Annotated in this window: 26 protein-coding genes and 1 tRNA gene; 5 read left to right on the top strand and 22 right to left on the bottom strand. The window is 68.7% G+C overall.

Annotated elements, in window-relative coordinates; genetic code table 11:
• Positions 1-7: 7 nt before the first annotated feature.
• Positions 8-271, top strand: coding sequence for a hypothetical protein (locus ACYQ1L_RS02945; protein WP_460002770.1), 264 nt, complete (start codon positions 8-10; stop codon positions 269-271).
• On the opposite strand, the gene ACYQ1L_RS02940 is transcribed toward ACYQ1L_RS02945, so the two are convergent.
• The 17 genes from ACYQ1L_RS02940 to ACYQ1L_RS02860 all read right to left on the bottom strand — a co-directional run bounded on the left by ACYQ1L_RS02940 (position 268) and on the right by ACYQ1L_RS02860 (position 12,928).
• A complete protein-coding gene (locus ACYQ1L_RS02940; RefSeq protein ID WP_460002769.1) occupies positions 268-480 on the bottom strand; it encodes a hypothetical protein in 213 nt (70 codons plus the stop codon). The genes ACYQ1L_RS02945 and ACYQ1L_RS02940 overlap by 4 nt on opposite strands.
• Positions 477-686, bottom strand: coding sequence for a hypothetical protein (locus tag ACYQ1L_RS02935; RefSeq protein ID WP_460002768.1), 210 nt, complete (start codon positions 684-686; stop codon positions 477-479). Before ACYQ1L_RS02935 ends, ACYQ1L_RS02940 begins: the two co-directional genes overlap by 4 nt.
• Positions 683-1,330: a M15 family metallopeptidase domain-containing protein gene (locus ACYQ1L_RS02930; protein WP_460002767.1), complete on the bottom strand. Its 648-nt coding sequence runs from the start codon at positions 1,328-1,330 to the stop codon at positions 683-685. Before ACYQ1L_RS02930 ends, ACYQ1L_RS02935 begins: the two co-directional genes overlap by 4 nt.
• Positions 1,327-2,088: a hypothetical protein gene (locus tag ACYQ1L_RS02925; protein WP_460002766.1), complete on the bottom strand. Its 762-nt coding sequence runs from the start codon at positions 2,086-2,088 to the stop codon at positions 1,327-1,329. The genes ACYQ1L_RS02930 and ACYQ1L_RS02925 overlap by 4 nt, the downstream gene beginning before the upstream one ends.
• 13 nt (positions 2,089-2,101) lie before the next feature.
• The gene (locus tag ACYQ1L_RS02920) at positions 2,102-3,775 is read right to left on the bottom strand and encodes a hypothetical protein (protein ID WP_460002765.1); all 1,674 of its coding nucleotides are present in this window, start codon (positions 3,773-3,775) and stop codon (positions 2,102-2,104) included.
• Positions 3,772-4,146: a hypothetical protein gene (locus ACYQ1L_RS02915; RefSeq protein ID WP_460002764.1), complete on the bottom strand. Its 375-nt coding sequence runs from the start codon at positions 4,144-4,146 to the stop codon at positions 3,772-3,774. Before ACYQ1L_RS02915 ends, ACYQ1L_RS02920 begins: the two co-directional genes overlap by 4 nt.
• Positions 4,134-5,390, bottom strand: coding sequence for a hypothetical protein (locus ACYQ1L_RS02910; protein WP_460002763.1), 1,257 nt, complete (start codon positions 5,388-5,390; stop codon positions 4,134-4,136). The genes ACYQ1L_RS02915 and ACYQ1L_RS02910 overlap by 13 nt, the downstream gene beginning before the upstream one ends.
• Positions 5,391-5,417: 27 nt before the next feature.
• Positions 5,418-5,924: a hypothetical protein gene (locus ACYQ1L_RS02905; protein WP_460002762.1), complete on the bottom strand. Its 507-nt coding sequence runs from the start codon at positions 5,922-5,924 to the stop codon at positions 5,418-5,420.
• Positions 5,925-5,966: 42 nt separating this feature from the next.
• Positions 5,967-6,383, bottom strand: coding sequence for a hypothetical protein (locus tag ACYQ1L_RS02900; RefSeq protein WP_460002761.1), 417 nt, complete (start codon positions 6,381-6,383; stop codon positions 5,967-5,969).
• A gap of 2 nt (positions 6,384-6,385) precedes the next feature.
• On the bottom strand, positions 6,386-6,745 hold the full coding sequence (locus ACYQ1L_RS02895) for a hypothetical protein (RefSeq protein ID WP_460002760.1): 360 nt from the start codon (positions 6,743-6,745) through the stop codon (positions 6,386-6,388).
• Positions 6,742-7,410: a hypothetical protein gene (locus ACYQ1L_RS02890; RefSeq protein ID WP_460002759.1), complete on the bottom strand. Its 669-nt coding sequence runs from the start codon at positions 7,408-7,410 to the stop codon at positions 6,742-6,744. Before ACYQ1L_RS02890 ends, ACYQ1L_RS02895 begins: the two co-directional genes overlap by 4 nt.
• Before the next feature lie 20 nt (positions 7,411-7,430).
• On the bottom strand, positions 7,431-9,035 hold the full coding sequence (locus ACYQ1L_RS02885) for a phage major capsid protein (RefSeq protein ID WP_460002758.1): 1,605 nt from the start codon (positions 9,033-9,035) through the stop codon (positions 7,431-7,433).
• Complete coding sequence (locus ACYQ1L_RS02880; protein WP_460002757.1) at positions 9,032-10,114, bottom strand: hypothetical protein; 1,083 nt, start codon at positions 10,112-10,114, stop codon at positions 9,032-9,034. The genes ACYQ1L_RS02885 and ACYQ1L_RS02880 overlap by 4 nt, the downstream gene beginning before the upstream one ends.
• A 59-nt stretch (positions 10,115-10,173) precedes the next feature.
• Positions 10,174-11,880 (bottom strand): hypothetical protein, encoded by a 1,707-nt coding sequence (locus ACYQ1L_RS02875; protein ID WP_460002756.1) that lies wholly within the window; start codon positions 11,878-11,880, stop codon positions 10,174-10,176.
• A complete protein-coding gene (locus ACYQ1L_RS02870) occupies positions 11,868-12,188 on the bottom strand; it encodes a hypothetical protein (RefSeq protein WP_251439158.1) in 321 nt (106 codons plus the stop codon). The genes ACYQ1L_RS02875 and ACYQ1L_RS02870 overlap by 13 nt, the downstream gene beginning before the upstream one ends.
• Positions 12,185-12,472, bottom strand: coding sequence for a hypothetical protein (locus ACYQ1L_RS02865; protein WP_460002755.1), 288 nt, complete (start codon positions 12,470-12,472; stop codon positions 12,185-12,187). Before ACYQ1L_RS02865 ends, ACYQ1L_RS02870 begins: the two co-directional genes overlap by 4 nt.
• Positions 12,473-12,751: 279 nt before the next feature.
• On the bottom strand, positions 12,752-12,928 hold the full coding sequence (locus tag ACYQ1L_RS02860) for a hypothetical protein (protein ID WP_460002754.1): 177 nt from the start codon (positions 12,926-12,928) through the stop codon (positions 12,752-12,754).
• 637 nt (positions 12,929-13,565) lie between these two features.
• Here ACYQ1L_RS02860 and ACYQ1L_RS02855 point away from each other — a divergent pair.
• Positions 13,566-13,829: a helix-turn-helix domain-containing protein gene (locus ACYQ1L_RS02855; RefSeq protein WP_460002753.1), complete on the top strand. Its 264-nt coding sequence runs from the start codon at positions 13,566-13,568 to the stop codon at positions 13,827-13,829.
• On the opposite strand, the gene ACYQ1L_RS02850 is transcribed toward ACYQ1L_RS02855, so the two are convergent.
• Both ACYQ1L_RS02850 and ACYQ1L_RS02845 read right to left on the bottom strand, forming a co-directional pair.
• A tRNA-Arg gene (locus tag ACYQ1L_RS02850) sits at positions 13,795-13,867 on the bottom strand. The genes ACYQ1L_RS02855 and ACYQ1L_RS02850 overlap by 35 nt on opposite strands.
• Positions 13,868-13,980: 113 nt before the next feature.
• On the bottom strand, positions 13,981-14,622 hold the full coding sequence (locus ACYQ1L_RS02845; protein ID WP_460002752.1) for an asparagine synthase: 642 nt from the start codon (positions 14,620-14,622) through the stop codon (positions 13,981-13,983).
• Positions 14,623-14,755: 133 nt separating this feature from the next.
• Between ACYQ1L_RS02845 and ACYQ1L_RS02840 the strand changes: the two genes are divergently transcribed.
• The gene (locus ACYQ1L_RS02840; RefSeq protein WP_460002751.1) at positions 14,756-15,607 is read left to right on the top strand and encodes an SDR family NAD(P)-dependent oxidoreductase; all 852 of its coding nucleotides are present in this window, start codon (positions 14,756-14,758) and stop codon (positions 15,605-15,607) included.
• A gap of 10 nt (positions 15,608-15,617) precedes the next feature.
• Here the strand turns inward: ACYQ1L_RS02840 and ACYQ1L_RS02835 are convergent, their stop codons facing one another.
• From ACYQ1L_RS02835 to ACYQ1L_RS02825, 3 genes are all read right to left on the bottom strand, one after another.
• Positions 15,618-16,409 (bottom strand): GntR family transcriptional regulator, encoded by a 792-nt coding sequence (locus ACYQ1L_RS02835; protein ID WP_460002750.1) that lies wholly within the window; start codon positions 16,407-16,409, stop codon positions 15,618-15,620.
• A 100-nt stretch (positions 16,410-16,509) separates the two neighbouring features.
• Positions 16,510-17,040, bottom strand: coding sequence for a gluconokinase (locus tag ACYQ1L_RS02830; protein WP_460002749.1), 531 nt, complete (start codon positions 17,038-17,040; stop codon positions 16,510-16,512).
• A gap of 17 nt (positions 17,041-17,057) precedes the next feature.
• Positions 17,058-18,518, bottom strand: coding sequence for a GntP family permease (locus tag ACYQ1L_RS02825; protein ID WP_460002748.1), 1,461 nt, complete (start codon positions 18,516-18,518; stop codon positions 17,058-17,060).
• A 136-nt stretch (positions 18,519-18,654) separates the two neighbouring features.
• Here ACYQ1L_RS02825 and ACYQ1L_RS02820 point away from each other — a divergent pair, with 136 nt between their 5' ends.
• Positions 18,655-19,377 (top strand): FadR/GntR family transcriptional regulator, encoded by a 723-nt coding sequence (locus tag ACYQ1L_RS02820; protein WP_460002747.1) that lies wholly within the window; start codon positions 18,655-18,657, stop codon positions 19,375-19,377.
• Between the two features lie 104 nt (positions 19,378-19,481).
• Entirely contained in the window at positions 19,482-20,756 is a 1,275-nt protein-coding gene (locus tag ACYQ1L_RS02815; protein WP_460002746.1) for an alpha/beta fold hydrolase, read from the top strand.
• Position 20,757: the final 1 nt, after the last annotated feature.

Raw genomic sequence — 20,757 nt, 5'->3', positions numbered from 1 at the left:
CAAATCTATGATCCGCCTTGCACCGCTCGCCGTCCTCGCGCTTGCACTGAGCGGCTGCGCGCCTGCACAAACGCCAGATCAGACCGCTTGGTCGTCGTGCGTCGCGTTCTACGATGAGCACCGCCCGAATGGGACCGTCGAGGACAAGACCGGGGAGACTTACGACAGTGCACGGATGTGTCACAACATGATCGGCCACCGCGGTCAGGAGGCGTTCACAGCTTTCTGGAACGATCCTGACCGGGTGGCCGAGTACGCCCGCGGTTTCTAGTCGAACAAGCCAGGTGGAGCCGCGGGCGGCGGCGGCGGAGAACCCCGATAGATGTGGTCCTGGAGCGCTCGGTTCCAGGACCACAGTCGTTGATTCTCCATCTTCCACTTGATCAGCTGGATGCTGATGGTGACCCCGGCTGCGATGAGACCGGCGAGCACCATGGCGAGCATCGCCACGAGGGCGACTTCGAGCGGGTCGGGTATCACTCGATGTCCTCCGGCGTGCCGTCCGGCTTGACCATGACCAGAGCGAGGATCACCGGGAGGATGACCGGGGCGGCCTCGGCGGGGATCAGCTTGAGGTAGATCCCCAGGGGGATGGCCGCGATAGACACGCTGTAGATCCAGCGTCGGAGGATGCGCCAGCGGCGAGCGGTCATGACGGCGCGCCGCTGCGCCCGCGTACCGCTCATGCCCTACTCCCGCGAACGTCCGCACAGGCCTTGGCGATTGCGTCGAGGTCGGACGGCGTGACCTCGAACGTCGGCCCCGCGAGGTCGTGCCCCCGCGCCTTGCGCGTGTTGTACTCGCCGTTGTTGGACTCCCACGGCTGGTAGTAGCCGCTGCCCGTGTTGTAGATCACGTTCACGATCACGCCGTCAGCGCGGCGCAGCCAGCAGTACTTGTCCTTGTTCATTTCGTCGTCCTCCTCGGGACTCTCGGTGGTGGTCGGTGCGGGGTCGTTGCGGTGGTTGTCGCGGTCTCGGAAGTACTCGCGGTGCCAGGGTTCGTCCTCATCGGGGTCGTCGTAGCGGGCCGTCTGGATCCAGCCGTTGTCCTCCCACACGGCGTCCTCGTGCGGATCCTTGTAGGCGTCGGTATCGGAGGCGTATCCCTTGCAGTGCACGGACTTGCTCCCGGGGAGCGCGAGCGGTGCCCACGGCCCGCGACCCTCGACGTAGGCGCGGTAGGCGGCGTAGTTCTTGTCGGCCTCCTCGATGGATCGCCCAGCCTCTGTGATCTGGGCTGGGCGTCCTAGCTGCTGGTCGATGCGAAAGATGGATGCGGCAGCCTCGTCGGCGGCCCATCCGCGCCCGTGCCCGAGGTCGGTGGTCATGCGCGGCCCTCCAGCCGCTCGATGCGCTGCGTGAGGATGTCGAGCGCCTGGTGCAGCTGCGCGTTCTGCGCGATGAGCAAGCCGATGAAGTCGATGGAATCGGGGAGCGTCTCACCGGTGATGCCTGCGTAGACGACGAACGGGGCGAGGTCGGGGTTCTCGGCGAGCCGCTCCGCGATCCACCCGTATCGCTCGGATCCGTCGCCTCCGACCATCCGGTAGGAGTGAAGAGCCGGCCAGATGTCGCCCAGAGATCCCGGATCGATGGTGTGAACGTCCTCCTTGTAGCGCTCGGAGGACGCGCCCTTGCTGATGCGCCCGTTGCCGTCGATGTAGGCGATGGTCCAACCGGACGTTGCCGGGGTGGTGTTCGGGAGGAGCACGTCCCCGGTCACGGTCCCGCCCCAGAGAGGCAGATAGTTGGCGACAGACGCCGCGAGGGTGCCGTAAGGGACGGCGTGGTTGCTCGCGGCGGGAGCGGCGCAGATGAGTCGACCCGAGCTGTCGTACCTCGGCACCTTGTCGAACACGCTCCCGGTGCCGTCGAAGACTTCAGAGCGCGGAAGGCCTCCGAGCGCGGCGAGGGCTGCTCCGGCGGTGGTTGCTCCGGTTCCGCCCTTTGCGATGGGCTGGACGGCACTTGTGCGCTGCGCGATGTAGTCGCGGGTCTGGTTGATTTCGGTGTGGATGGTGTTGGCCAGGGTGCTCCCGGGCACGATGGCCATTCCCGCTGCTACGGCGTCGTCTCCGATTGCCATGATGGTGGGCCTTTCAGGTGAGGGTTGCGATGGTGCCGGATAGGGCGGCGATGGTGCCGGTCAGGAGTTCGATTGCGCCTGCGGGCACGTCTCTGGTTCGGGACGCGACACGCATGCGGTCGTTGCTGAGGTCGTATTCGAGGCTTTCGACGGCCCCGGCCTGGATGGGCGTTCCGTCGAGGGTTGCCGTCAGGTTCTGGTCCACAACGACGGACCAATCCGCGACCGTGGACAGGTTCAGGGTGCGCCCTCGGCCCTTGGCGCGCTGGACGTTGTACTGCGCTCGCCCTGGGCCGGGATAGATCCCGTCCACCTCGATCAGTCGGACCTTGGTGGGTGGCGTGGTGGCCGCGTAGGCGTCCTCGCGAACCTGCTGGATGCCGTCGCGGTCGGTCCACTTGTAGCGGACTACGCAGGCGTCATACCACGTGTCGTCGTCGCGGGAGGCGTCCTCCCCGGCGTCGATGATGTTGACGCCGTAGCGGAGCGCGACGGCACTGCCAGGTGCGATGTAGTTGACGCCTCGGAGCGTCCAGCGTCGCTGCTCGTCACACACGAGCCGGAAGCCGTTGGCTTGCACGAGCGGGGCGAGGAAGTCGATTGCGCTGACCCCTGCCCGCCACTCGAAGAGTTCCGGCGCGCGCTCGGTGACGGGTAGGCGGGAAGATGCGGAAGCGTGCGCGGCGTCCTGCCATTCGTAGGTGTAGCCGCTGCCCGCTGCGGTCGCGCCGTCGAAGTAGGGCACGACCTCGCGGCCCTCGTGCCACATACACATGGACACGTAGTGCAGGTTCCCCGCTGCGTTCGCGAGCGTCGTCACGAACGGGACGGCCTCCGAGGCTCCGGGCGGGCACTGGGCGATGACGGACACACGCCGGAACGTCGTGGCGTCCGATGTGACTGTCGCGCCATAGAACGTCTTGGAGGCCGAGGAACCGCCCGCCGCCCAGAACTGGACCGCCGCGCCCGCAGTTCGTGCCGTGCCGGAACACACGTACGCGGAGAACACGTACCACTTGCCAGGCGTGACGCGCATCCGAGCCGCCGATGCGCCGATGGGGACGATGTTGGATGTGCCTGCGGCGGCGGTCCACTGGATTGCGTACGGCCCAGCGGTCGGGAGCGGTGCGGTCATCGTGACACGGGCGACGGCGGACGCGCCGGATCCGGCCTGCCAGCCGGTCGCGGTGAGCGCTGCCCGCGGATTGATGACCTCGTTGGTAACCGCCCAGTAGGCAGTTACGTTCGCGTCCTCCGCGCCCGCCTGCAGGGATGCACCGATCTTGCTGAGCACGTAGTTGGTGACGGCCCGGAGAGACGTTTCGGAAGCGCGAGCGCCTGCGTCAAGAGCCAGCGGCGCATAGTCCTGGAGCAGAGCCTCATCCGATTTGAGAGTGAGTTCCACTTCGCCGCCCGCACGATTCGGGCGCATGGCCCGGATGCCGAGATCGAACACGCGGTCTTGTGCGAAGCCAGCAAACTGGGCGTGTGCGGTGAGGGTGACCCGCCGCCCGCCACGCGGATCGAGTAGGGCGAGTATCGCCGGATCCGGCACTGCGACTGTGATCGTTGCTTCGACGTGTGGCCAGCGGGCGGCGTCGAGGCTCACCCGACCGCCCTTGATGCTCAGTGGAGTCACAGTCGGCGCTGTGTTCAGCGTCGCGCTGTAAGTGTGCGTGGAGATCACGCCGTGACCTCCCGGTAGGGAACCGTCACGTGCCAGTGATTCCGGGTCGTGTCGTCCAGCTTGAGTCCGATTCGCTCGCCCTCGGGGATTACGAACGTCATGCCGATCGCGCGCTCGTCAGACGCGAGCGTGAATACGCCTGCGACTGCGAGAGCCGACCATGCCTGGTTTGCCTTCGCTTCGTCGGCGAAGAGGAGTTCCAGGGCGCCGGTGCGTGTTCCGGCAGGTCGAAGCGTGACATCGGGGTTAGCGCGTCCAAGGATCGTGTGCACGATGGCACCGCCCGAGCGCGCGGCCTCGAATCCCTCGACCAGGAGCGGCGTGATGACGGAAGCGCCCGCCGTGATTGTCGTTGCCATTACGGCCCCCATCCATAGCTACCCTTGAGCGGTCCGTACTGCGCCACTACGGGAATGTTGAAGACCGTGTTCGCGAACGCGTCGTTGAGATCGCGGAGCGCGTCCCCGGTTTCAGCGCGTGCCCTGATGACTACCTCGCGCCCGTTCACGTGGTCGATTACGCCGTCCGCATCGGTGCCGAACTTCTGGACATCGAGGGTCGCTTGTCCGGTCTGCGCATCGATGAGGATCTTGGTGTCGCCGTGGTCGGTCTTGAGCGTCACGAGCTTGTTGCCGAGCTCGTCTACTTCTACGCCTGCGTCCTTGGCCGACTGGATCTGCTCGAGGAGAAGGTCCGTGGTGAACTTCACCGAATCGGAGGCTTGCTGGTTGGCATCACGGGCGGTGTCGCCCGTGAGCTTCCAGTAGTTGTTCAGTTCCTGGAGGCCGGAGCTGGTCCTCTGGGTCCAGACGTTGAACTCGTCGCCCGCCTCGGTCGCGCGCTTGTTCGCATCGGACACGGATCCCATGACGACGGCGAGGGCGCCGAGGTCGCCCGCGTTCGCCTTGAGGATCGTGGACATGTCCAGCCCGGTCTTCTTCTGCGTCTCCAGGATCTTGGCGTACTCGTCGGCACGGTCAGGGTTGTTGATGAGGTCTTGCTGGTTGGCGATGATCTGCGCGATATCGAGATAGGCGCGCCCCGCGTCGGAGGCCTCGCGGTAGGCGGCCTGGAGCCGCGCCTTGAGTTCGTCGGCCTCCTGCTGCTGCTTCTCGATCTCTGCCGTGACGAGACCGAGGCCGACCGCGCCCGCGGCGAGGGCTGCGGCCCCGGCGATTCCTGCGGGGCCGGTTCCAGCGATGGTTGCGGCGAGGCCGCCTAGGGTGTCCTGTCCCACCTGGCCGAGGTCCGCCAGGTTGCCTCGAACCGAGGAGACCGCCTCGCCGAGGTTCTGCCCGACCTCCTGCGTTACCTCCTGCGCCGCCTCGCCCATCTTGCCGAATCCGCGCTTGCCACCCTCGCCGATGTCGTCTACGGCACGCTCGGTGCGCTTCGCTTGGCGCTCAGCGTCCTTGAGTGCGTTGCCGAGCTTGTCCATGCCGTCCGCGCCCTGGCGTCCGGCTTCCCGTGCCGCCTTGGTCATTTCGCGGAAGCTGCGCTCTACGCGGTCCCCACCCTTGGCGCTGTCGTCGGCCACGTCATCCAGCGAGTCGGCAACCTTGTCGAGCGCGCCCGAGAGATCTTTGGCCCCGCGCTGCGCCTCGCGCGTGTTCATGGCGATGTCGATGGAGAGTCCCACGGCCTATTCCTGGTTTCCCTTGAGTGCTTCCGCGATGGTGCGGACAGTGGTCTGTACCCACAGGCGGGCGAGCCTGGGGATCATTTCGGATGCAGCGGGGCCGAACACGTAGCCCCGCGCGTTGCGGCGCTTCAGCTGCGCCGCGGTGTGGCGGGTGACGTTGTGCGTGCCGCCCTTGCGGGATCGCCGCTTGTACGTCTGCGTGTCGTCGTCCGCGCCGTACTCGACGGCGGGGAAGTCGGTCTTAGGGCTGAGTCCGCCCGAGAGGGGGCGGCCCTTGTTCGCGGACTGGACGCGAACGTTCTGGTTGGACACCGACACAACTGCGGTGCCCACGATGACTTTCTGCTCTAGCGCGCTGTCGGCCCGCCTCCTGAGCGCTTCGGACCATTCCGGAGCGGCAATGCGCTTGGTCTCCTGGCGAACCATCTTCTGAATGGTCTTGTCCAGGGATCGCACGGCGTAGATCACTGCGAGGAGTTCTCGCGAGTTGGTCACGTCGATACGCATTGCCGCTCCCGATTGATTCGCTGTCAGGCGGAACCTGACGCGCTAGGCGATGACCGGCTGACCGTCAACCGGCAGCGCGACGGACGTGGTGGCGAACGCGCCGACCGCGCCTCCGATGCCGCCCGGCAGGCACGTGATGGTGACCGTGACGGACTTGCCGCCCGCCTTGGGCGTGAACTTGCCGGTCACCTTCTTGCCGACATTCGCGAGCAGGTAGGACGCGAGACTGCCCACGGTCGCGTAGTCCTGCGCGAGGTCGATGTTGCACGTCCAAACGGGCGCGGCAACGTCCTGGAACGTTGCCGTGGGAGTGAGTCCCTGCCACGACTGGACGGAGACGTTCGGCGTGATCTCGACCTTGGAGACGCCCGCCTCGAAGTCGCCGAGGTCGGACGCGCCGTCCTTGATGTTGAGGACGCAATCCCGAAGGACGAAGGGTGCCACGGCGATCTTGGCCATGTCTAGCTCTCTTTCTGTGCGGTGATGGTTGCGGGGATGTCGTACGCGAGCCGGCTGCCGTTCCACCCGACGAGGGAGGCAGGCTCGTGCAGGTAGCGGGAGTCGAGCCAGTCGAGGACGGGGAGCACGCCGTCGTCCAGCTGTTCGGCTGCCGCGTCGAGGTCGAGGAGGGGACTGATGAGCGTGAGCAGGACGCCCACGTTGCGATGCGAGAGCGGCGCGCCGGGGAACACGTCCACGCTCTTGCGGCGGATCAGGAGAGTGAGCTTGCGCACGTCCTGGAGCGGCCCCTCCGTCGCGGTGACGACGAGGGCCGGGAACTCGGTCTTGAGGCTGGCTTCCAGTTCGGTGACGACGCTCATGCGATGGCCCCGAACGCACGCTTGGGGCGGAGCAGTTGCTTAACCTGCCAATCGAGCGGGTGCGCGGTGATGCCGTACCCGCCGCCGTCGAAGTCGCCGTTCCCAGGTGCCGCGTTGTTCGCGTTGAATGCGTTCTGCGCCTGGAGAGCTTGCGCGAGACGCCACCCGTCCGGGATCGTCGGCACTGGCACCGCAGGATCGGCGAGCCACTGCGCCGAGAACGGCGCGTAGGGGGCAGGGCCAGTCGAATTGACGGCGATTCCGGTTCCGCCACCCAGGGTGGTTTCCTGAATCTGCACGTACCATCCCCCGGGGGCTGTGGCGTTCACGCTGGAGAACTGGAATCCATACACGTTCCCGCACGGCGAGAAGTCCGGAGGCATGGGAAGTCTGGTGGTCGCGTCCTTGGCCGGATCGGTGTGTGGTTTCGCGAGCATCGTGACAACGTCACCTTCCCGCGACAGGGCGACGGTGGTCCCGTCGACTGGCCAGGTAAGCGTGACCGGTGCGAACGCGGGCGGCGCGAGCGGCGCGGCGGGAGCGTAGGCGATGCATGCCTCTTTCGCGGCGTTGAGGTACGTGGCGAGCACGGTCGGGCGCAGGAGGTGCGCGTCGGGCCAGAGTTCGTCCAGGTCGTCATCGTCGGGCGTCAGCCAGGTTGCCATCGTCTACGCTCCCGTTCCGCTTAGGCGACCGTGACGGAGCGGATCGCGGCGGCGTTGTTGGCGAGCGTGGCCCAGTAGCCGAACACGGCCACTTCGGTGGCGCCCTGACCCGGCTTCACGCCGTCCACGCGGATGGGCGTGTCGCCGAGCTCGTAGAACGTCATCGCCTCCTTGGCTCCCACGATGACCTTGCCGGTTCCGACGGACGCGGGCAGGATCGCGAACGACTCCAGGTCGCCCTTCTCCAGGCCGAACCCGGCGTTGAGGTAGGCCAGCTTGTCCTTGTCGGCCATCATGATGATGTCCCGCCACAGCTCGGGCGACACGAGCGCGAAGCTCGGACGGTTCTCGGTGCCGATGACGCCCAGAGCGCCATCCACGATGGCCGCGAGGCCCTTCGGAACGCCAGCCGGCACGGTCCCCGGGGCGGTGACCTGCGCTGCCGCCATGATCGCCGCCAGCGCCTTGGCGTCGGTCTTGCGCTTGTAGCTCTCGCCCTGCTGAACCAGGAACGACTGGATGACGGACTGGTCACCGAAGTCGGAGAATCGGCGGTCGATCTGGTGGCCACCCGCCAGGCGGTTCGCATCGAACGAGTACGGGAGCGTATCCACGGCGTTGGACGGGACATCGGACACGTTGCCGCTGTAGTCGTCCATCGCGGGCAGCTTGGACGGATCCCAGCCCCAGCCCTGCATGCGGTAGCTGGTCAGCGGTGCCGTGCTGAGCAGCGGCACGAAGCGCCGGTTGTACGGCAGGCGGAGCCAGAGTTCTCCGAGGTAGCCGGGGGCCTGGGTGTCCGCACCGATGGTGACGGTCGTGGGGCCGGAGTGCTGGATCGTCGCGAGTGCGAAGGCGGCGTCGGCGGCGTCGGCATACTGCTCGCGGCCCTCGCCGGTCGCGATGGCGGCGAACAGACCGGACAGGCTGCGCGTGTCCTTGGTGGGCGCGGCGATCGCGCCGTCGGGGACGATGTTGGTCATTGCGAATGCTCCTTCGGTGGTGACGGGCGCGCCGTCCTGGTTGGCGTTCTCGGTGGTCTCGGTGATGGTGGTCGTGGTGGTGGATCCGGCTGCGGTGTCGGTGGTCTCGGTCTCGATGTCCAGGACGCGCCGCCACGTGACGCCGTTCTCGTCGGTGAACTCGTCCTCGTGGTGCTCACTGGTGGTCTCGGGGGCGCTGTCGCTGGTGGGGACGGCTTCCACGAGGGCGAACAGGCCAGCGGACGGGAATGCGCCAGCGGGGGCGAGGGCCGCGCCGGTCAGGCGGGATCGAACGACCTTCGCGGCTTCGGTCACCATGTCAGTGACTTCGGCAGAGAGCTTTCGGAGCGCGCCGGGGTTGCGGAGGTACTCGTCGCCCTGGTCGGTCTGTGCGACGGCGAACTCCGCGTAGACGCCTTCGCGACGCTTCTCCAGGAACGTCGCTCGCCCGATGGGGTCGTATCGGTTGTGGTTCCTGTTGAGGGTGACGACGGACGGATCCCGCGGCAGTTCGATGCTGTCGGCGGAGAACATGACGCCCTCGTTGCCGGTGATGTTGGGACGCGAGCGCTCCCCGAACGGGAGCAGGATCCCGCGGAGCGTGCGCGTGGCGGGATCGTAAGAGAACTGCGCGTCGGTCATGCCTGTACCTCCTGGGTTGTCGGGGCGTCGGTGCGGCTGGTCGCGCCGAACGTGTCGTTGGGGACGGCGGTCAGGTTGGACCGGTTGACGCGCACTTTCCGCCCGGGCGTGAGCGTCGAGAGCGCGTGCTCATACGGCGCAAGCCAGTACTCCAGGTCGTCCACGACCTGGTTACGGCTGCCCTCCTGGGTGACGTAGGTGAGCGACGACGTGGCGGTCGATCCGTCGAGGTAGGAGACGGGAAGGTTGACCTGGTTGGCGATGTCGATGCGGGAGGCGTTGCGGCCCTTGTCGAACAGGTCTGCCTCCACCGCCCCGTGCACTTCGAGGTTGAGACCGGCTGGAAGGAACCCCACTGCGCCGTTCTCGCTAGTGCGGGCGGCAGCGAAGGCGGAGACGATGGCCTGAGCCTCGTCCTGCGTGGTGCCGTTCTCCTGGGCCTCGTGGATGACGATGAGCGGGATCGGGTTGCGGGCGCGTCCGACCCACGCCTTTTCCATGTACCGCCATCCGCGGATCGAGTCGCGGGCCGTGATGAGCAGCCCCTCGTCGGGGCCACAGATCAGGAGCACGGAGTTGGGGTCGGTGACGGGCGCGCCGTTCGCGGAGACGCCGGTCGGGGACTCGTCGGAGAACGTCCAGTGCGCACGCGGGATGCGCGCCGCCTTGGTGATGGTGCCGAACGAGTCGCGCTCGATGGCCCACAGGCTCCAGCCGGTGAACAGGAGATCGTCCAGGGTCCAGGCGGTGCGATGCCAGACCGTCTGTACGGTTCCCGTGCTGGTGAGCCACTCCGGCTGGGTCGCGTCGGGCACGAACTCGCCGCTCTCGTCGGTGTCGCCGAGTTCGATCGGCAAGTCGGAGAGGCGTCCGACGATGACGGCGCGAGCCTTCTTGACCGGGGAGACCGTCATCGCGACTTCGCGCGTCACCGCGTCTTCGACGGATCCGCCGTAGATGTCCTTGTAGACGAGGGCGGCAAGTTCGGGACTCGGGGCGTAGGGGAGGATCGGCTGCGGGGAGAGCACGTTGTGGGCCGTGCCGGGAGCGCCGAACAGGAGCCGCGAGAACCAGGACATGACCGAAACCCTAACCTTTCTTGTCTACTTCCTACGGCAATCTGTGGATAACTTTGTGGCTAGCTCACAACAATTGGTGCGAACGACTGCCCTGCGCCGGGGCCGGGCAGCTTGTAGATGGCGGCGGCTGCGGCCTCCAGTGGCGTGACATCGAACTCCGGGTTGGTCGCGGGGGCGCCGAACAGGACAGCGCCTGCCGAGAGGCGGCGGACGGCCCCGGCTGCGGCGGTGTCCAGTGGCTCCTGCGCCCAGTGCAGGGTGGTGCCGTGCTTGAGGCCGTTGATGAGCTTGGTGGTGCCGACCTTCTTCTCCGCGAACCGGAGCATGGTGACCTGTGGGCGAGGGCGCGCCTGCCGCATGAGTTGTTGGATGATCTCCTTTTCCTGCGGGCTGTCGTCGTGGATGATCGGGAGCCGGGTCTCCTTCCAGAGCCGCCAGAGCACGGCAGGCATCCCGGCGTTGCCTTCCTGGTGGTGTACGAGCTTGAACGCGACGCGCGGCGGCGCGGCTTCCGTGTCGCCGTCCATCGCCCACGCGGTGCGCGCGAGGTCGCCGCCCTCGTCGGTCATGTACCAGGCGACGGCGACGGAGGCCCAGAGGCCGGACGGGTGCACGGCGAACGCGAGCGCGAGCGGCGTAACGCCTTCGGGCACCGCACCGCCCTGGAGGGTCGCGCCCCACTCGGATCCGAGCACGACATCATTACCGGCTGCGCGCCCGAAGTGGCCCAGGTACTCCAGGCCGAACCGCTCCCATCCGAGGATGACGAAGTTCTTGGCGATCTTCGCCATGTTGGTGAGGCCGTCGAGGCCGGGATGCAGTGCCTCGATGATCGGGCGCACCTGTTCCCAGGTCTGGAGGTCGCTGTCTTCCTGCTCGTCGGGGACGCCGTAGCGGATCCGGCCCGCGGTGAGGTCGTGCAGGGTTGCCCAGAAGTGGGAGCCGTCGCGGTACTTGCCGCCCGTCCCCGCATAGATCAACTGCGCCCCGGGACGGGTGTCGAACGAGGGCACGACGGCACCCACGATGTCATCCCACATGTCCGGCTCAGCCTCGCCGCCCTCATCCAGCACGAGCACGTCATACGCGCCGGAGCGCACGTCATCGCCGTTCGGGGACAGGATGGCGAGCTTCGATCCGTTGGGGAACTCGACGCCCAGCGACCCGTTGGATTCCATGAGCTTGACCGGGCGGCTGTTCTTGTCGCGCCACTTGCGCGTGATCGGGTCGCGCACGTCGAGCTTGAACCGCTCTCCGGCCTTCTTGGCGGTGGTGAGCATGGTGTAGCCGGCCATGTACACGGCGCGCATCCAGCACCGACCGAGCAGGATGCACCACAGCGTCGTGGTCTTGGCGCTGCGCCGCGGTTCCAGGATCGCGTTGAGGAACGATCCCGCGCCTTCCTCGTCGTCCAGTTCTTCGAGGGCCGCGCCGGTCCCGATGATGTCGGCGGTTCGAAGCATCTGCGGTTGCAGGTTCGCGAGCAGACCACCCGGGACGATGCGCTGCGGCACGATCTCGTTGATGATCCACGCGCCGACCAGGAACTCCGCGCGCGACTGGTAGTTGCCGACGAGGGCCGACTCGTCTAGCGGGCGTCGGCCCTCGTCTCGCTTCTCATCCCACGCGGCGGCGTCCAGGAGCGGGTGATCGCGAACCTCTTCGGGAAGCTGCTCCCCGGCCCAGTCCAGGGGGGGGATTTCGCTAGCGGAGGCGGCAGTTGTCGCGCGCTCACTCAAAGAGTCGGTGTCGGTCAGAGTCGCCATGTCGTCGCGTTCTTGGTCGGGATGGTTGGTGTGTGTCGAGCGTTGGTGATGGCCGCGCCGAGCTTGGCCCCGGCTGCTCGGTTGCCCACGCACGCGCCGGTCTTGTGTCGGTGCTCGGGCGCAAGGTCGGACAGCGCGGAGCCAAGCGCCCCGGGCAGGTGCCCCACGTCGAACGGTTGACCGGGTGCGATGGCACCGCGGCAGCGCCAGCACGAGACAGCCCGACCGGCGCGCCACGCGGAGCGCACACGCTCACGGATGATGCGCGCGTTGCGCCGGTACTCGGGCGTCTGGTGCTTTGCGCTCACTGGTGCTGGTTCCTGCCGATGTTCGCGGCGTGCACGGCAAGGTGGTCGGCACCGGCACGGATGAACGCCGCTGCCGCGTCGAGGTAGTCCGCTCCGTCCTCGATCAACTGGACGCGTGCGCCGTCGAGCGTGGCCACGATGCTGCCGAGCGCTCGGGCCGTCGCCACCATGCGCAGGGCGTTGGCCTGGGCCTGGAGCTTCCGGGCCGCTTCGAGCAGGACCGTGAGCCTGTTCGCCGCACGCCGAACCCGTCGCGCCTCCGCGTCGGTCATGGTCGCCGTCATCGCGTCACTTCCTCGCAGATGCCGCACTGATGCGGACCGCTGTGCTCCCACGGGCGCACGCACACGCACACGTGTCCGCCGCGCTGCACGCTCGCCGCGACACACTCGCCGGAGAGCGCCATCGACACGGCCCGCTGTGCCACCTGAACGCGAACAGGACGGGCACGAGCGCCCCTCCGAGCACGCCAGCGAAGATGCCGTCGAGGAACGTAGCCCCGAGGCCCAACAGAGCACCGAGGACGATGGACAGGATGACGATGTGAATGAGCCGTCGCACGGTCATGCCTCGATCAGGGTTTCGTTCCACTTCGGCTCAGTGCGGTGCACTTCCAGGCCGAAGTTGACGTAGGCGCGCGTCGCGGACTCCACGGCCCTGATCGCGTCGTGGATCGTCTCCGCGATGACGAAGTACCAGGGCGAGTCCTTGGCGTTGGTGCTCATGGTGTAGTGCTTCATGTTCTGTCTTTCGGTTCGTAAGCGGGGCCGTACTGGGCGAGTAGTTCTCGGATCTCGGCACGTGTGAGGCGGGGCGGGTTGCTCTGCTCTCGTCGTCCGTCGTCTCTGTGGTGTCCGCATCGGCACCATCCCGAGGCCGTGTACTCGTGCTCCATCGGTCCTGCTCTTTGGTGAAGTTCTGGGAGTGGCTTGACCCTGAGAGCTATCCCGAGGCATGGGACGTCTCTCAGAGGGGTTCAAGCCGATGGGGTCTTGCTCTTCGGAGCCAGCCCGGTCGATACATGACGCTGGGCTGTTGAGGCCCAGCCAGTGCCGGTATGTGCGATCTGGGTTCCGTTGGGGGTCGGTGCCGGGGCCTGCCTTTAGTCACCGCCCAGTCGCTCGCGGTCCTACGTGGTGACGGGCTACAGGCTTCCCGGGTCTCGCCTCGTTCCCCCGAGGTCGTGGTGTGCGCCTGTCTCAGCGCGTATGTGGTTATCCCCTGTCCGGGGTCTGTGATGAGTCGCGAATGCGGTTCGCGACGCGGGTGCGTCGTTTTCTTTCCATGCGGAACACACTGGTGCGCTCGACGCGTTCGGAATCGGATTGATCCCGGCGTGTCGTTTTCTTTACAGCCGCGTCAGTCTAGACTGACGGCATGACGATGATTCAGGTAGAGGCGACTACGGTCCCCGAAATCCTGCGAGCAACGCGGGCACTGTCCGGCCTCACGACTCGCGAGATTGCGCCCAAGATCGGCGTTTCGCACGCGACGGTTGCCAAGTGGGAGCGTGGCATCGGAGAGCCGAGCGTTACGCAGTTCATCCGTTGGGCGCAGGCAACAAGACAGCCCGCCCAGCTGCTGCTGGACGGGCTGTCTGCTTCTGTGCGCCTGGAGGGACTCGAACCCCCAACCTTCTGATCCGTAGTCAGATGCTCTATCCATTGAGCTACAGGCGCATCCGGTCTTTCACAAGACCGCCCGCTCTCGCGGGCCTCGTCAACAATACCCCAGACCCGGGTCGGAACGCGAATCGAGAGCCCTGCCCGGGAATCCGCCGGGCGTGGCGCGCTCAGCCCGCCTGCTTGGCGGCGCGCTTCCCCTCGCGCTCCGCCGCCTTCGCCGCGGCCTTGTTCGCCTTCTCCACGGCCTTGTCGGCCTTCTCGCGGTTCTTCCGCCTCGCGCGCTGCTCGGAGGCGAGCGCCTGCAGGTCGACGAGGCGCAGCGCCTGCATCCGCGCCTCGCGCATGGTGCGGTAGTCGGGGTCCTGGTCGGGACGCATGGCCTCGACGGTGAGCCGGCTCTGCAGGTTGGTCGCGACGTCGCTCCAGGCCGCGGCACGCGCCGCCTCCACGAGGAACCGCAGCGACTCCGGGTCGTCGGCCATCTCGCGCAGCCGGTCGGCGACCGCGGCGGACTGCTTGGCGCGCTTCTTGAGGTTGCGCACGTCGCGATCGCGGTAGTCGTGCGTGCCGTGGGGATCCGAATACCGGCCATGGGCGCGCTTGCGCAGCTTCGTGGCGAGCTCCGCGGCCTCCTGCGACTCCGCCGCGAGCGCCAGCAGTGCCTCGTGCGCGTCGTTCATGTACTTGGCGACGTCGAAGGACCCGCCCTCCGCGATCGTCCCCACGAGGATGTGGTTCTTGATGGTCAGACGGGCGGCCGACGTAGCGATCGCCACGCCTTCGGCGATGGCGTCAGCGCTCTTTCCCACTCCGACCTCCTCCTGCATCGAGCGTACCGGTTCCGGTTCCGCAAGAGCAGGGCGATGGGGCAGGATGAGACCAGCGCTGGGCCCACCCGACGCCCGCGATGTCGCGTGCGAGGGCGCAGCCCTAGGAGGAGCGTTGCCCGTTCTCGACGCAGCAGGGCGCAGCAGTGCCGTCACCGGCGCCGCCAACGGCATCGGTGCCGGCGTCACGCGCGCCCTGGCCCGCCGTGGCGCCCGCCTCGCGCTCGTGGACCGCGATCGTGCAGGGCTGAACCAGCTCGCCGACGAACTGCATGCCGCCGGAGCCGATGCCACCGTGCACGTCGTCGATCTGCGCGACGACGACGCGGTGGCCGCCGTCGGCGAGGAGATCGCGTCGGCGCACCCCGAGCTGCAGACGCTCGTCACGTGCGCGGGATCCTCGATGCTCGGATCCCTCGACCAGCTCACCCTCGAGGAGATGCGCTGGCTCATGGACGTCAACCTGTGGGGCACGGTATCGATCACCAAGGCCCTGCTGCCGGCGCTGCGACGCTCGCCCGCAGCGCACATCACCCATATCGCCAGCATCTACGCGCTCGCCTCCCCGGGCGGCCGCATCCCCTACGCGATGTCGAAGTTCGCGGTGCGGGCGTTCTCCGAAGCGCTCATGCACGAGCTCGAGGGGTCCACGGTGAGCGTGGGCACCGTGTACCCCGCCGGCGTCCGCACGGGCATCATCCTGCACGGACGCTACGCGGCGGCCATCGATCCCGGCGTCGCCGGACGCGCCGCCGCCGCCCAGGCCGCGATGTATCACATGGAGCCGGCCGACGCGGCGGAGCGCATCGTGCGCGCGACCCTGCGGCGCCGCCCGCGCACCCTGATCGGGCGGGAGGCGCGCCTGGTCGATACCCTGGTGCGCCTCGCCCCCGTGCGCTACTGGGGCCCGATGCGGCGGCCGCTGCGCGAGGCGATCGACACCACCACGCCAATGGCGCCGCGCTGAGGGGACGCGCTCACTCCCCCGCGACGGGGACCCTCCGGGACGCGGAGGCCTCCCGGTCCTCGGAGATCGGCGCGTTCTCGGCTTCGGACGTGCGCGCGGCCGCCTGCGAGCGCCCGCGCGCGGCGGCCGCCCGTTCGCGGATCGCCGCCGTCTCGGCGTTGTACTCAGCGAGCTTGCGCAGCGCGTTCTCCGTGCCGCCGCGCAGGTGGCGCTGCACCCGCAGGCGCAGCGTGGCCGTGTCGCGCGCGGCGAAGGACTCGAAGATGCGGGCGTGGTCCTCGGCCATGCCGACGAGGTCGTCGTGCTCGCGGAACAGCAGCAGGAGCCGCCCGCGCATCATGCCGAGGATCTCGTTGACCGTCGCGTTCTCGGCGAGCTCCGCCATCAGCAGGTGGAACTCCGCGGCTGCCATGTGCGCCGCCGCGGCGTCGCCCACGCCGGCCGCCGCGAACTCGCGATTCAGCGCCGCCTCGACCTTCGCGAGCCCTTCGGAGTCGTGCCGCAGCGCCGCCAGCTCGAACACGAGGACCTCGAGCACGTCACGGACCTGGGCGATGTCGCGCACGTCGGCCTCGGTGAACTGCCGCACGACGGCCCACGATCTCGGACGCGCGGTGAGCAGCCCTTCGCTGAGCAGCTGGCGGATGGCCTCGCGCACGGGCAGCCGGCTCACGGCCAGCTCATCGGCGATGTCGCGCTCGATCAGTCGGTCGCCGGAGCGCCGCTGACCCGACAGGATCGAGTCGCGCAGCAGCCGCACGACCCTCGCCGATTCGAGTTCGACGCTCGACGCGTTCCCCATGGGGACATTGTGGCACCGTCGGCGGACGCCGCAACTTGTCGCACCGGGTCCATATACGCCAGCGGGGCGCCGCTCGTGCGCGACGCCCCGCTGCCGATGCTCAGTGGGTGGTGGGGGTCCCGTGCGCGTCGAGCCAGTCCAGCACCTGCTGCACGGCCTCCTGCACGGGCAGTGCGGAATCCACGACGAACCCGGGCTCGTCAGAGCCGAGCGGCTCGAGCGTCTCCAGCTGCGAGTCCAGCAGCGAGGCCGGCATGAAATGCCCGAGCCGGCGCCCCAGACGCTCCGCGAGATCGTGACGCGTGCCCGCCAGATGCACGAACTCCACGCCCGGCAGCGCCAGGATCTCGCGATAGCTGCGGCGCAGCGCGGAGCAGGTGACGATGGCCGACTCCCCCGCGGCGATCCGGTCCGCGATCCAGTCGCGGATCAGGCGCAGCCACGGCCAGCGGTCCTCGTCGGTGAGCGGGATGCCCGCCTCCATCTTGGCGACGTTCTCCGCCGGATGAAGGTCGTCCCCCTCCTGCAGCGGCCAGCCCAGGCGGCCGGCGAGCAGACCCGCGAGCGTGCTCTTGCCGGATCCGGAGACCCCCATCACCACGAGGATCCGGGGCGCTGCCGTGTTCGTCATGATCCGATCCTCCCCGGTCAGCCCACGAAGACGCCGAGGATCATCGCGCCGGCGAGGCCGACCACGGAGATGACGCACTCCATGACGGACCACGACTTCAGGGTCTGCGGGATGCTCAGGCCGAAGTACTCCTTGATGAGCCAGAACCCGGCGTCGTTGACGTGCGAGAGGAAGACGGATCCGGCGCCGATCGCGAGCACCAGCAGTGCGGAGCCCGCCGACGAGAGGCCGAGGTCGTGCACGAGCGGCTGCAGGATGCCGGCGGCCGTGATGGTGGCGACGGTGGCGGATCCGGTCGCGACGCGGATCAGCACCGCGACGAGCCAGGCGAAGAACAGCACCACGGGGAGCGCTCCCCCGATGCCGGAGATCGCGTGGGCGATGACCGTGCCGATCGTGGAGTCGACGAGCACCTGCTTGAAACCGCCGCCGGCGCCCACGATGAGCAGGATCCCGGCGATCGCGGGCAGCGACGACGAGACCGACGCACCGACCTGCTTGGCGCTCATGGCGCCGCCGCGGCCCAGAACGACCATGCCCACGAGCACGGCGATGAGCAGCGCGATCATCGGCTTGCCGAGGAAGTCGATGACGCCCTTGAGGACCGAGGTGTCGTTCGGCGCGGCGATGTCGACGATCGCCGCGAGCAGCATCAGGAACACCGGCAGCAGGATGCTGAACAGCGTCGCGCCGAAGCCGGGGCGCTTGCGGGCCTGGATCGCCGCGGTCTCACCGGGCTGAGCGGTGTCCTCGGCGGTCTGGAACAGAGCGGGCACGGGCACGTCCACCCAGCGGGCGGCGAGGCGGCCGAACAGCGGGCCGGCGACGATGACGGTGGGGATCGCGATGAGCACGCCGAACGCCAGGGTGAGGCCGAGGTTGGCGCCGATCAGGCCGATCGCCGCGAGCGGGCCGGGGTGCGGCGGCACGAGGCCGTGCATGGCGGAGAGTCCGGCGAGGGTCGGGATGGCGATCTTGATGAGCGACACCCCGGAGCGGCGCGCCACGAGGATGATCACGGGCACGAGCAGCACCAGGCCGACCTCGAAGAACATCGGCAGGCCGATGAGGGCGCCGACGAGGCCCATCACCCACGGCAGCGCGGCGGCGCTGGCCTTGGAGACCAGGGTGTCCACGATGCGGTCTGCGCCGCCGGAGTCGGCGAGCAGCTTGCCGTAGATCGCACCGAGGGCGATCAGCACGCCGACGCCGCCGGCGGTGTTGCCGAAGCCGGTGGAGAAGCTCGTGACCGACTGCGTGGCGGACATCCCGGCGACGAGGCCGGTGACGATCGCGCCGATCACGAGCGAGAGGAACGGATGCAGCTTCACCCAGGTGATGAGCACCACGATGGTCGCGATGCCGACGAGGGCGGCGAGGATGAGCACCCATTCGGGGGCGGTCGTCGTGGGCGGCACCGGATCGGCGGCGGAGACGAGCATTCCTGGAACGGGCGCGAGCAGGTTCGACATGGCCATGAGCTTCCTTGGTCTGGCGGAGAGATTTCGCTTCAGCGTACGTCATAAGTAGGACTTAATCAAGAGGCTTGCTGCAATACGCCCTTCTTCTCTGGACCATGCGTGGTACTTGCCGGGCAATCGCCATAATGGCTCCATGAGCGAGGGACCCCGCGACGCCGCCTCCGCGCAGCACCGACGGCTGCTCGACACGATCGGTATGCGCATCGTCGAGGGCGAACTGGCTCCCGGCGCGCGCGTGCTGACCGCCGATGTCGCCGCCGAGCTCGGCGCCTCCCGCTCCGCCATGCGCGAGGTGGTGCGCGTGCTCGAGACCATGGGCATGGTCGAGGTGCGCCGCCGCGCCGGGGTCGAGGTCCTGCCGGTGGACCGCTGGAGCGCGTACGCCCCCGAGGTGCTGCGCTGGCGGCTCGACGGATCCGATCGGCTGCGCACCCTGCATGAGCTGAGCCAGCTGCGCTCGGCGATCGAGCCGCTCGCCGCGCGGCTCGCCGCCACGCAGGCCGGCGCGGAGCAGCGCGCGACCCTCGTGAAGGCCGTGCTGGGCATGGTGGAGCACAGCGACCGCGCGGACGAGCCCGTCTACCTGCAGCACGACGTGGACTTCCACGCCGCCGTGCTGCGCGGCTCCTGCAATCCGTACCTCGCGGCCCTCGCCGACGTGGTCGCCGCCCTCCTGCACGCCCGGACCGCGCACGCGCTCATGCCGAAGCGCGCGGACGAGACCGCGCTCCGGCTGCACCAGGACGTGGCCGCGGCGATCACGGCGCGCGACCCCGAGGCGGCCGCCACCGCGATGGCCGCGATCGTGGCCGAGGCCGACCACGCCGTCGAGGCGATGGCGACGTCAGAGGACTGAGCACCCGGCACGGCGCTCGCGCCGGCGGCGCCGGATCCGCTTCTTCATCCGGCTGATAGCCCAGGGCCAGCGCCCGCCTACGCGGCGGCGCGCATAATCGAGCCATGACCAGAGCGAGCGGCACTCCCGCGCACCGCGCACCGAGCGCCGTGCTGCGGATGATCGCGGCTCCGGTGAAAGGCGTCCGGAGGGTGCGCCGGCCGGCCACCGCCACCGCGCCGGCATTCGACCTCGCCTACGTGCGCAGCGGACCACGCGCGGACATCCCGATCGTGGTGATCCCGGGCGGGCCCGGGCTGGGATCTGTCCTCCCCTATCGGCGGTTCCGGCGCGAGGCGACGGCGCGCGGGCTCGACGTCATCATGATCGAGCACCGCGGCGTGGGCCTGTCCCGTGCGGCCCTGGACGGGCAGAGCCTGCCGCTGTCGGCGATGCGCATGGTCGACGTGGTGGACGACCTGGCCGCGGTGCTGGACCAGGAGGGCGTGGACCGCGCCTGGATCAGCGGCTCCTCGTACGGCAGCTACGTCGCCGCCGCCTTCGGCGCCCGTCACCCGGAGCGCGTCGCCGGGATGCTGCTCGACTCCGCGCTGCAGTCGGCCGCAGATCGCGACGCCGAGCGCGCGATGATCCGGGAGCTGTTCGTCGAAGCGGACACCCGGATCGCGGCGGCGGTGCGGGAGCTGCTCGAGGAGGGATCGGATCCGCGGATCCTGCTGGGCGTGCTGCGCGCCGCCTATGAGCTCGGCGGCGAGGAGTTGCTCGATCCGCTGCTGCGCCAGCGGCTGCACGGGTCGCACCGACGGGCCCGCAGCGACCGCGGCGGCCGCCGCAGCGCGTCGCGCGGCTCCGTCTGGACCGCGCTGGAGGCCTACGTCGACAAGGCGGAGTCGGAGGCGCACGTGCCCGGGTTCTACGAGTTCGACCTCGTCGGCGCGATCGCCTTCCGGGAGCTCGGCTTCGGGCCGGACCCGGACGGCTCCGCCCTCGACCCCTCTCTCACCTACGCCCGCGTGGCCGACCGCTTCCCTCGGTTCGCCGGGGAGTCCTTCGACCTGTCGGCCGCGGCCGCGGGCTTCGACTGGCCGACGGTGCTGCTCACCGGCACACGCGACCTGCGCACCCCCGCCGCCGTCGCACAGCGCGTGGCCGCGACGGCGCCCGACACGGTGCTGGTCGAGATCGACAACGGGCACAGCGCACTCGAGTCGCACCCGCTCGCCCTGCTGCACGCGCTGCAGCGCCTGGCCCACGGGGATCAGCGCCGGCTGCCCGCCGAGAGCGCGCTGATGAGCGCGCTGCCCCGGCGCGGCCTCGTGGCGGGGCTGCCGCGCCTGCTGCACGCGGGCGCGCGCTGGGAGGCGGCGCTGCGGTCCTGAC

Source organism: Microbacterium xylanilyticum (genome assembly GCF_054654695.1).
Note: the sequence above shows the minus strand (reverse complement) of the source record. Positions and strands in the feature narration are given on the sequence as shown.